Origin of the sequence: Mesorhizobium sp. L48C026A00, from assembly GCF_000502375.1 — a bacterium.
GTDB classification, from domain to species: domain Bacteria; phylum Pseudomonadota; class Alphaproteobacteria; order Rhizobiales; family Rhizobiaceae; genus Mesorhizobium; species Mesorhizobium muleiense.
The window spans coordinates 39,061-49,810 of record NZ_AYWU01000038.1; the positions used below are offsets into that span (position 1 = coordinate 39,061).

General features: G+C 63.9%; 8 protein-coding genes. 6 read left to right on the forward strand and 2 right to left on the reverse strand.

Annotation, left to right across the window (positions count from 1 at the left end; translation table 11 throughout):
* The first annotated feature begins 9 nt into the window (after window positions 1-9).
* The 6 genes from sucD (at window position 10) to lpdA (ending at window position 8,157) form a co-directional block, all read left to right on the forward strand.
* Entirely contained in the window at window positions 10-912 is a 903-nt protein-coding gene (gene sucD / locus X738_RS76785) for a succinate--CoA ligase subunit alpha (protein ID WP_023803366.1), read from the forward strand.
* A gap of 148 nt (window positions 913-1,060) precedes the next feature.
* Window positions 1,061-4,045: a 2-oxoglutarate dehydrogenase E1 component gene (locus X738_RS76790; RefSeq protein WP_023803367.1), complete on the forward strand. Its 2,985-nt coding sequence runs from the start codon at window positions 1,061-1,063 to the stop codon at window positions 4,043-4,045.
* A gap of 50 nt (window positions 4,046-4,095) precedes the next feature.
* The gene (odhB, locus tag X738_RS76795; RefSeq protein WP_023803368.1) at window positions 4,096-5,403 is read left to right on the forward strand and encodes a 2-oxoglutarate dehydrogenase complex dihydrolipoyllysine-residue succinyltransferase; all 1,308 of its coding nucleotides are present in this window, start codon (window positions 4,096-4,098) and stop codon (window positions 5,401-5,403) included.
* 68 nt (window positions 5,404-5,471) lie between these two features.
* The gene (locus X738_RS76800; protein ID WP_023803369.1) at window positions 5,472-5,960 is read left to right on the forward strand and encodes a hypothetical protein; all 489 of its coding nucleotides are present in this window, start codon (window positions 5,472-5,474) and stop codon (window positions 5,958-5,960) included.
* Complete coding sequence (locus X738_RS76805) at window positions 5,957-6,712, forward strand: SDR family oxidoreductase (protein ID WP_023803370.1); 756 nt, start codon at window positions 5,957-5,959, stop codon at window positions 6,710-6,712. The genes X738_RS76800 and X738_RS76805 overlap by 4 nt, the downstream gene beginning before the upstream one ends.
* A 38-nt stretch (window positions 6,713-6,750) precedes the next feature.
* Complete coding sequence (lpdA, locus tag X738_RS76810) at window positions 6,751-8,157, forward strand: dihydrolipoyl dehydrogenase (RefSeq protein ID WP_023803371.1); 1,407 nt, start codon at window positions 6,751-6,753, stop codon at window positions 8,155-8,157.
* A gap of 713 nt (window positions 8,158-8,870) precedes the next feature.
* On the opposite strand, the gene X738_RS76820 is transcribed toward lpdA, so the two are convergent.
* Together X738_RS76820 and X738_RS76825 are read right to left on the reverse strand one after the other, a co-directional pair.
* Window positions 8,871-9,938 carry a TraB/GumN family protein gene (locus X738_RS76820; RefSeq protein ID WP_023803373.1) on the reverse strand — a complete coding sequence of 356 codons (1,068 nt, stop codon included), beginning with the start codon at window positions 9,936-9,938 and terminating at the stop codon, window positions 8,871-8,873.
* A gap of 114 nt (window positions 9,939-10,052) precedes the next feature.
* A partial coding sequence (locus tag X738_RS76825; protein ID WP_023803374.1) for a tyrosine recombinase XerC occupies window positions 10,053-10,750 on the reverse strand: 698 nt, incomplete at its 5' end.

A 10,750-nucleotide genomic window follows, 5' to 3' on the forward strand; every position in this document is an offset into this window, starting at 1 on the left:
CGCTAAAAAATGTCCATTCTCGTCGACAAGAACACCAAGGTGCTCGTGCAGGGCCTGACCGGCAAGACCGGCACGTTCCATACCGAACAGGCGCTGGCCTATCACGGGACAAAAATGGTCGGCGGCATCCACCCGAAGAAGGGTGGCGAGACGTGGACCGGCGCCGCGGGCGAGAGCTTGCCGATCTTTTCCACCGTCGCTGAAGGCAAGGCGAAGACCGGCGCCAATGCATCTGTCGTCTATGTGCCGCCGGCAGGCGCCGCCGAGGCGATCCTGGAGGCGATCGAAGCCGAAATCCCGCTGATCATCTGCATCACTGAGGGCATCCCGGTGATCGACATGATCAAGGTCAAGGCGCGGCTCGACCGCTCGACATCGCGGCTGATCGGTCCCAACTGCCCCGGCGTCCTGACACCCAACGAATGCAAGATCGGCATCATGCCCGGCAACATCTTCCGCAAGGGCTCGGTCGGCGTTGTTTCCCGCTCGGGAACGCTTACCTATGAGGCGGTATTCCAGACCACCAATGTCGGTCTCGGCCAGACCACCGCCGTCGGCATCGGTGGCGACCCCGTCAAAGGCACGGAGTTCATCGACGTGCTGGAGATGTTCCTCGCCGACGACGAGACACAGTCGATCATCATGATCGGCGAGATCGGCGGCTCGGCCGAGGAAGACGCCGCGCAGTTCCTCAAGGACGAAGCCAAGCGTGGCCGCAAGAAGCCGATGGCCGGTTTCATCGCCGGGCGCACGGCCCCGGCCGGCCGCACCATGGGTCACGCAGGCGCGGTGATTTCCGGCGGCAAGGGCGGCGCCGAGGACAAGATCGCGGCGATGGAATCGGCCGGAATAAAGGTTTCGCCGTCGCCGGCTCGGCTCGGCACGACGCTGGTCGAAGCCATAAAAGGTTAAGGCAGTAAGGGAGTAGGGCAGTATGGGAGTAGGGGAATAGGAAGAACGGGACGAACGATGGCAAGTGCCTGGTTCTCCCTACTGCCCTACTGCCTTACTGCCCTACTCCCCTCCAAAACAGGAGACGGAGCCAGGCTCCGCGGAAAAAATGGCAAGACAAGATCAGGCCAACGACCAATTTTCGCTTACCTCTTTCCTCTATGGCGGCAATGCCGATTATATCGACGCGCTCTACGCCGCCTATGAGGACGATCCCGCTTCGGTCGATCCCGAATGGCAGGATTTTTTCGCGGCGCTGAAGGACGATGCCGGCGATGTCCGCAAGAATGCCAAGGGCGCCTCATGGGCCAAGCCCTCGTGGCCGCTGCAGGCCAATGGCGAACTGGTGTCGGCGCTCGACGGCGATTGGGGCATCGTCGAGAAGCACATCGAGAAGAAGGTCCAGAACAGGGCGGTGATGAACGGCGTCGCCCTGTCCGACGCCGACGTCCATCAGGCGACGCGCGATTCAGTGCGCGCCATCATGATGATCCGCGCCTACCGCATGCGTGGCCATTTGCACGCCAATCTCGACCCGCTCGGCATCGCCAAGCTCGAGGATTACAACGAGCTGTCGCCGGAAAACTACGGCTTCACATCAGCCGACTACGACCGCCCGATCTTCCTCGACAATGTGCTCGGGCTCGAATTCGGCACCATCCGGCAGATGCTCGACATCCTGACCCGCACCTATTGCTCGACGCTCGGCGTCGAGTTCATGCATATTTCCGATCCCGAGGAGAAGGCCTGGATCCAGGCGCGCATCGAGGGCACCGACAAGGAGATCTCCTTCACCGCCGCCGGCAAAAAGGCGATCCTGCAGAAGCTGGTCGAGGCGGAAGGCTTCGAGCAGTTCATCGACGTCAAGTACAAGGGCACCAAGCGCTTCGGCCTCGACGGCGCCGAGGCGCTGATCCCGGCGCTGGAGCAGATCGTCAAGCGCGGCGGCCAGCTCGGCATGAAGGAGATCGTGCTCGGCATGGCGCATCGCGGCCGGTTGAACGTGCTCTCCCAGGTGATGGCCAAGCCGCACCGCGCCATCTTCCACGAGTTCAAGGGCGGCTCGGCCGCGCCCGACGAGGTCGAGGGCTCGGGCGACGTGAAGTACCATCTCGGTGCTTCGTCGGACCGCGAGTTCGACGGCAACAAGGTGCACCTGTCGCTGACCGCCAATCCATCGCACCTGGAAATCGTCGATCCGGTGGTGATGGGCAAGGCGCGGGCCAAGCAGGACTCTCTGTTCGGCCGCAGCCGCGAAGAGATCGTGCCGCTGGAAGAGCGCGCCAAGGTGCTGCCGCTGCTCCTGCATGGTGACGCCGCCTTTGCCGGCCAGGGCGTGATTGCCGAAATCCTCGGCTTGTCCGGCTTGCGCGGCCACCGCGTCGCCGGCACGCTGCACTTCATCATCAACAACCAGATCGGCTTCACCACCAACCCGCGCTTTTCGCGCTCGTCGCCCTATCCGTCGGATGTCGCCAAGATGATCGAGGCGCCGATCTTCCACGTCAATGGCGACGATCCGGAAGCCGTGGTCCATGCCACCAAGGTGGCCATCGAATTCCGCATGAGGTTCCACAAGCCTGTCGTGGTCGACATGTTCTGCTACCGCCGCTTCGGCCACAATGAGGGCGACGAACCGGCCTTCACCCAGCCGATCATGTATCGCAACATCCGCAACCATAAGACGACGGTGCAGATCTATGCCGACCGGCTGATCGCCGAAGGCCATATCGGCCAGGCCGAATTCGACAAGCTGAAGGCCGACTGGCGGGCACATCTCGAGCAGGAATTCGAGGTCGGCCAGCACTATAAGCCCAACAAGGCCGACTGGCTGGATGGCGCCTGGTCGGGCCTGCGCACAGCCGACAACCAGGACGAACAGCGGCGCGGCAAAACCGCCGTGCCGGTCAAGACGCTGAAGGAAATTGGCAAGAAGCTGACCGAGGTGCCGAAGGAATTCGAGGCGCACAGGACGATCATGCGGTTTCTCGAGAACCGCCGCCAGGCGATCGAGTCGGGCGAAGGCATCGACTGGTCGACGGCCGAGGCGCTGGCCTTCGGCGCCATCCTGCTCGACGGCAATCCGGTCCGGCTGTCCGGACAGGATTCGGAGCGCGGCACGTTCTCGCAACGCCACTCCGTGCTCTACGACCAGCGCGACGAGACACGCTACATCCCGCTCAACAATCTGTCGGCGGCGCAGGCCGGTTTCGAGGTCATCAACTCGATGCTGTCGGAAGAGGCCGTGCTCGGCTTCGAATATGGCTACAGCCTGGCCGAGCCGAAGGCGCTGACGCTTTGGGAAGCGCAGTTCGGCGATTTCGCCAACGGCGCCCAGGTGGTGTTCGACCAGTTCATCTCGTCGGGCGAGCGCAAGTGGCTCAGAATGTCGGGCCTCGTCTGCCTGTTGCCGCATGGCTATGAAGGCCAGGGGCCGGAACATTCGTCGGCCAGGCTCGAGCGATTCCTGCAGCTTTGCGCCGAAGACAACATGCAAGTGGCCTACTGCACGACGCCGGCCAACTACTTCCACATCCTGCGCCGGCAGTTGAAGCGGGATTTCCGCAAGCCGCTGATCCTGATGACGCCGAAGTCGCTGCTGCGCCACAAGCGGGCGGTGTCGACACTGCCGGAGATGTCGGGCGAAAGCGCGTTCCACCGGCTGTTGTGGGACGATGCCCAGCAACTCCCCGGCCAGGCGATCAAGCTCACCAAGGATTCGAAGATTCGCCGCGTCGTGCTCTGCTCGGGCAAGGTCTATTACGACCTCTACGAGGAGCGCGAGAAGCGCGGCATCAACGACATCTACCTGCTGCGCGTCGAACAGCTCTATCCGTTCCCGGCCAAGGCGCTGATCACCGAACTGTCACGCTTCCGCAACGCCGAGATGGTCTGGTGCCAGGAGGAGCCCAAGAATATGGGCGCCTGGTCGTTCATCGATCCGTATCTGGAATGGGTGCTGGCGCATATCGACGCCAAGCACCAGCGGGTGCGCTATACCGGCCGGCCGGCCGCCGCGTCGCCGGCGACCGGGTTGATGTCGAAGCATCTCGCCCAGCTTGCCGCCTTGCTCGAAGACGCGCTCGGTGAATAGAACAGAGTTCGGCGAATAGAACAGAACCGACAGAAGAACGGACAGGCACAATGGCTACCGAAATCCGCGTCCCCACTCTTGGCGAATCCGTCACCGAGGCGACCATCGGCAAATGGTTCAAGAAGGTGGGCGACGCGATCGCCACCGACGAGCCGCTGGTCGAGCTCGAAACCGACAAGGTCACGGTCGAAGTGCCGGCCGCGGCCGCAGGAACGCTCAGCGAGATCGCCGTCAAGGAAGGCGAGACGGTCGAAGTCGGTGCTTTGCTCGGCATGATTTCGGCGGGCAACGGGGCAAAGGCGGCAGCACCCGAAGCCGCGAAGCCGTCAACATCCGAAGCGAAGCAGGACGCGGTATCGCAGGCCTCGGCGCCGACCGCCGCAGCCACCGTCAAGCAAGCCGCGGCCGAGACCGCAAAGATCGCCGGCGATGCCGGGCCGATCGAGGCGCGCGCGATGCCGCCGGCGCCAGCGGCGGCGAAGCTGCTGGCCGAGAGCAATCTCGCGGTCGACCAGATCTCGGGTTCCGGCAAGCGCGGCCAGGTGCTCAAGGGCGACGTGCTCGACGCGATCGCCAGGGGCGCTCCGTCGCAGCCTTCCGAGACGCCGAAGGCCCCTGCGCCGGTCGCCGCCCGTGCGCCGTCCTCGGCCGACGACGCGTCGCGTGAAGAGCGGGTGCGCATGACCAAGCTGCGGCAGACCATCGCCCGCCGCCTCAAGGAAGCGCAGTCGACCGCCGCCATGCTGACCACCTTCAACGAGGTGGACATGAGCGCGGTGATGGCGCTCAGGAGCAAATACAAGGATGTGTTCGAGAAGAAGCACGGCGTGAAGCTGGGCTTCATGGGCTTCTTCACCAAGGCCGTCACCCATGCGCTGAAGGAAATCCCTTCCGTCAATGCCGAGATCGACGGCACCGACATCATCTTCAAGAACTACGCCCATATCGGCGTCGCAGTCGGCACCGAAAAAGGCCTCGTCGTGCCTGTCGTGCGCGATGCCGACCAGATGGGAATAGCCGAGATCGAGAAAGATATCGGCAGGCTGGGCATCGCCGCGCGTGATGGCAAGCTGTCGGTCGCCGACATGCAGGGCGGCACGTTTACGATTTCCAACGGCGGCGTTTACGGGTCGCTGATGTCGACGCCGATCCTCAACGCGCCGCAGTCGGGCATTCTGGGCATGCACAAGATCCAGGAGCGGCCGGTGGTGGTCGGCGGCCAGATCGTGATCCGGCCGATGATGTATCTGGCGCTCTCCTACGATCACCGCATCGTCGACGGCAAGGAAGCGGTGACCTTCCTGGTGCGGGTCAAGGAAAGCCTGGAGGATCCGGAACGGCTGGTGCTCGATCTCTAGGCCCGGTCGAGGTGAGCCGGAGAATGGATCTGCGCCACCGAATGAGTTCCTCTCGTTTGCACTCCGGAATGTTTTTCGCAGCTGTGCTCGCGGCCGGCATTGCGCAGGCGGGATCGGCAGCCTTTGCCGCATGCCCGCTCGAACTCGCCGTCTATGGCGATGCCGAAAGTGCGGCCGAGATCGATTTCAGGCCGACCGTGGGATCGGCTGTCGTCACCAACACCTTCAAGATGGTGCTCGATAACGATGTCGTTCTCGACGGGATCGTCATGTGGACGCAAGGCGTGGCGCGGCCGCATGGTTCGCTGATGTACAAATGCCCGACAGGCGACGTCACCGGCGACGAGCTCGCCGCCTGCACGCTGTGGGAGGGGGTCGTCTACAGTGCGGATGACAAGGGCAACATCGCTCTGTTGCCGGCCGAAGGGGTAGATGCTCCGAAGACCCTGATCTTTCCCGACCTCGGACCGTCGCTGCAGAGGTCGACCGCCTATGGCGCCAACGGGTTTTCAATGGTGCCGTGGGATGTTTTTTCGTTGAGGGGCTGTCAGGAATGAGCGCGGCCAAAAAAGTGCTGCTGGTGGCCGGCGGCGGCCGCGGCATCGGCGCTGCCACATCCAGGCTTGCCGTCACGGCTGGATACCGTGTTGCGATCAACTACGCATCGAATGAGGCTGCTGCCACGGCGCTTGTCGAGGCAATCGAACAGGCCGGCGGCGAAGCGCTGGCCATCAAGGGCGACGTTGGCAGCGAGGCCGATATCCAGGCGATGTTCGAGAGGATCGATCATGTCTTCGGGCCGCTCGATGCGCTCGTCAACAACGCTGGCGTGGTCGACCAGAGGGCGCGTGTCGACGAAATGAGCGGAGCACGGCTGGAGCGCATGATGCGCATCAACGTCATTGGCCCCATGCTCTGTGCCCGCGAAGCGGTGAAGCGCATGTCGACCAGCCATGGCGGCAACGGCGGCGCCATCGTCAATGTCTCCCCGATTGCAGCGAGAATTGGCGGGCCGGGCGAATATGTCGACTACGCTGCCTCGAAGGGCGCGATCGATTCTTTCACGATCGGCCTGGCGCGCGAGGTAGCCGGCGAAGGCATTCGCGTCAACGCGGTCAGTCCAGGGATTGTCGATACCGAAATTCATGCCTCCGGCGGACAGCCGGATCGCGTCGAGAGGATGCGTCACGGCGTGCCGATGCAAAGGGCGGGGACCACCGAAGAGGTCGCCGCGGCAATTCTCTGGCTCCTGTCGGACGGGGCGTCCTATACGACAGGCGCGAATTTGGAAGTGGGCGGCGGCCGCTAATCCCAGCCAAGGCTGAGTGCAGACCAGAAGGACAAATCATGGCTTATGACGTCGTTATCATCGGATCGGGACCAGGCGGCTATGTCTGCGCCATCAAGGCGGCGCAGCTCGGCCTGAAAACGGCGGTGGTCGAGAAGAACCCGACCTTCGGCGGCACCTGCCTCAATATCGGCTGCATCCCGTCCAAGGCGCTGCTGCATGCCTCCGAGATTTTTTCTGAGGCCGGCCACTCCTTTGATACACTCGGCGTCGAAATCAGCAAGCCGAAGCTCAATCTGGAAAAGATGATGGCGCACAAGGACGCGACAGTGGCGTCCAACGTCAACGGCGTCGCCTTCCTGTTCAAGAAGAACAAGATCGACAGCTTTCGCGGCACCGGCAAGGTCCTGTCCGCCGGAAAAGTGTCGGTGACCGGCGAGGACGGCAAGGTCGAGGAGATCGAGACCGGGAACATCGTCATCGCCACCGGCTCCGACGTCGCCGGCATTCCGGGGGTAAAGGTCGACATCGACGAGAAGGTAATCATGTCGTCGACCGGCGCGTTGTCGCTGGGCAAGGTGCCGGGCCACCTGGTGGTGGTCGGCGGCGGCGTCATCGGGCTGGAGCTCGGCTCGGTATGGGCGCGGCTCGGCGCCAAGGTGACCGTCGTTGAGTTCCTCGACACCATTCTCGGCGGCATGGACGGCGAGGTCGCCAAACAGTTCCAGCGCATGCTGTCCAAGCAAGGCATCGAATTCAGGCTCGGCGCCAAGGTGACCGGTGTCGCCAAGGCCACAAAGGGCGCCACCGTCACCTTCGAGCCGGTCAAGGGCGGCGCGGCCGAGACGGTTGAGGCGGATGGGGTGCTGATCGCGACCGGACGCCGGGCCTATTCGGACAGTCTCGGGCTGAAGGATGCCGGGGTCGAGGTCGACGAGCGCGGCCGAGTCAAGACCGACGGCCATCTCACGACCAATGTCCCCGGCATCTACGCCATCGGCGACGTCATCGCCGGGCCGATGCTCGCCCACAAGGCCGAGGACGAGGGCGTGGCGGTGGCCGAGATCATTGCCGGCCAGGCCGGCCATGTGAATTACGGGGTGATCCCGAACGTCGTCTACACCAGTCCGGAAATCGCCTCGGTGGGCAAAACAGAGGAAGAGCTGAAGTCGGCCGGCATCGACTACAAGGCCGGCAAGTTTCCGTTCAGCGCCAATGGCCGGGCGCGCGCCATGCTGCATACCGACGGCTTCGTGAAGATCCTGGCGGACAAGCAGAGCGACCGCGTGCTCGGCGTCCACATCGTCGGCTTCGGCGCCGGCGAGATGATCCACGAGGCGGCGGTGCTGATGGAGTTCGGCGGCTCGTCGGAAGATCTTGCCCGCACCTGCCACGCCCATCCGACGATGTCGGAAGCGGTGAAGGAAGCGGCACTGGCGACCTTCTTTAAGCCGATCCACATGTAGGCCTTCCCAAGGAACTCCGGCAGCCATCTGACGGCTCAAACAAAAACGGCCCGCTTTTCAGCGGGCCGTTCGTATTTGAAGTCAGCAGCCGATCACTGCGGGGCTGGTGCGGGCGCCGGAGCAGGTGCTGGCTCTGCGGGTGCCGGAGCCGGCGCCGGAGCTGGTTCTGCTGGCGCCGGAGCGGGCGCTGGTTCTGCCGGCGCCGGGGCAGGTGCAGGCTCTGCAGGGGCCGGGGCAGGCGTCGGTTCAGCGGGCGCTGGCGCCGGGGCCGGCGTGGTTGCAGCTGGCGGTTCACCAGGCTCTGGCGCCTCACCGCTTGTTCCAAAAATATAATAAGCGACAATGGCCAGGATAACGACGACCAGGGCAATCAGCCAGCCGGTGCTGCCGCCACCCGACTTGGGAGGGGGGGTCGGAGTGGTGTACGGGTCGTTTGGATTCGCCATAAAAGTGTCCTCCGTGGATGAAAAGTATCAATCAACACACATCAACGCGCAATCGTTGAACAGGTTTCACGCTAGGAATCGAAAACGCCGACGACGGGGCATACTTCGCCGAGAATCGTTTGTCTGCAAGCACTTTACTCGCAAAACTCGCAGTGATCGAGCCAAATTAGACCTTTCGACCGTCCTGCACGGAGACAAACCTCCGGCGACTCGGGCAAAGCGTCGTCCCGAATCACGCCTTGCCGGACCCGCAACTCAACCGTGCAACTAGTCGACGGCGGTGACAGTGTAGCCGGCCCTGCGGAAATCCTCGACCAGGCCCTCTGAGCCAGGCAGGTGCAGGGCGCCGACCGCCATGAACACGTTGCCCTTGGCGAGGATCGGCCTGGCATGGTCGATCATCACCTTGTTGCGGCTGGTGATCATGATTTCCTCGAAGGCGGCATAGCTTGCCGAATCGTCTTCGCCGCCGGGAAGGACTGCACGAAACAGCGGCCAGAGCATGCCGGTGTCGCCGCGCTGGTAAAGCACGATCATGGTTTCATTGACGTCGTTCACCCTGTCGCCGAGCTTCAGCGTGTCGACGAGGCCCTTCATGTGAAACGCAAGCGGCAGCGAGGCCATGGCGCGAAGCTGGTCGGCGACCGTCTCCAACCCATCGACCGCCTTGCCTGAGGCTTTGGCGTCCTCTGCAAGCTTGATGTCGAGCACCGGCGTGCCGCCGGCCTGGCGGGCCAGTTCACAGGCCGGGAGCGCGACCATGGTCGACAGCATCCAAGGCTTCATCTTGGCAACGCTCGCCGGTGGAATGCCGCGCGCGTCGAGCGCCTTGTTCACCGCCGCCGCATCCTCCGGCGACAGCAGCGAGGACAGCGTGGTGCTGTCGGTGAACATCATCAGTTCGGGCTCTTTCAGGAACGCCGCCATCATCTTCTGCTTGTCGACCACTTCCGTGGTCTCGATGACGACAGTGTCGGCGGCGTCAAAGGCCTTTTGCGCGGCGGGCGGCAGCGTGGTCACGCGCGGGTCGGTCATGTGCATGGTGCCGAACAGGAAGGACGGTCTTTCGCCCGCCTTTTCCAGTTTCCACAACAGGCCCTTGCCGTTCGGTGTCGCTGCCGCTTCCGTCTCGATCTTGCGGTAGGCGGCCGGGTCGTCCTTCTGTAAGGCCGACAGCATGTCGGCGCCGGCGCAGACCGGGGTTTCAGCACGTGCCTTGCCGGCGGCGAGCAGCGCGACGACGAGGAAAGTGAGGAAGAACAGGACGTTCAGCGCGACGAGCAGCTTTAGCGAAGCAAAGGCCGTGCGGTCGGCGATGGCAAGGACGCGTTTCATGGCTCGCTTTTAGAGACAAAGAACGGCGAAACGGTTAACCGGCGCGGCAAAATTGTCTCGGACATCGTTCCACGGCGCATATCCTGGCTGCAACTTTGCGAAATCATGCGTCGGCTACGCCCGCGGGTGGGCCGCTTCATAAATTTCGAGCAGCCTCGCAGTGTCGACGCCGGTATAGATCTGCGTCGTCGACAGGCTGGCGTGGCCCAAGAGTTCCTGGATGGTGCGCAGATCGCCGCCGCGCCCAAGCAGGTGTGTGGCGAAGGAATGGCGCAACGCATGCGGCGTGGCGGTGTCCGGCAGATTGAGCGCCGAGCGTAGCTTGGCCATGTCGCGCTGGACGATAGCCGGGTTGAGCGGCCCGCCGCGGGCGCCGCGAAACAGCAGGCCCTTCGGATCGAGATGATAGGGGCAGAGCCGCCGGTACTGGGCGATCGCCCGCAGCGCGACCGGCAGCACCGGCACCAGCCGCGTCTTGCCGCCCTTGCCGGTGACGCGCAGCACCGTTTCATCAGGCGACGACAGATCGGCGCCGGACAGGCCGAGCGCCTCGGAAATGCGCAGGCCCGAGCCGTAGAGCAGCGTCAGCACGGCGGCGTTGCGGGAGGCGATCCAGGGTTCCTCCGCCAGCTGGCCTTCCACCGAAACGACGTGTTTCGCATCGCTGGCCGTCAGCGGCTTGGGCAGCGACTTCGGCTGCCGTGGCGCGCGCAGTGCCGCAGCACCCGCCGCATTGACGAGGCCGCGCCGCTCCAGAAAGCGCAGCAGCGAGCGGATGCCGGCGAGCCCCCGCCCGAGCGTGCGGGCGCCGG

Coding starts and splice junctions, on each gene's coding strand:
- X738_RS76790 (WP_023803367.1), top strand. CDS start 1,061: ATGGCAAGACAAGATCAGGCCAACGACCAATTTTCGCTTACCTCTTTC.
- X738_RS76820 (WP_023803373.1), bottom strand. CDS start 9,938: ATGAAACGCGTCCTTGCCATCGCCGACCGCACGGCCTTTGCTTCGCTA.
- sucD (WP_023803366.1), top strand. CDS start 10: ATGTCCATTCTCGTCGACAAGAACACCAAGGTGCTCGTGCAGGGCCTG.
- X738_RS76805 (WP_023803370.1), top strand. CDS start 5,957: ATGAGCGCGGCCAAAAAAGTGCTGCTGGTGGCCGGCGGCGGCCGCGGC.
- odhB (WP_023803368.1), top strand. CDS start 4,096: ATGGCTACCGAAATCCGCGTCCCCACTCTTGGCGAATCCGTCACCGAG.
- X738_RS76800 (WP_023803369.1), top strand. CDS start 5,472: ATGTTTTTCGCAGCTGTGCTCGCGGCCGGCATTGCGCAGGCGGGATCG.
- lpdA (WP_023803371.1), top strand. CDS start 6,751: ATGGCTTATGACGTCGTTATCATCGGATCGGGACCAGGCGGCTATGTC.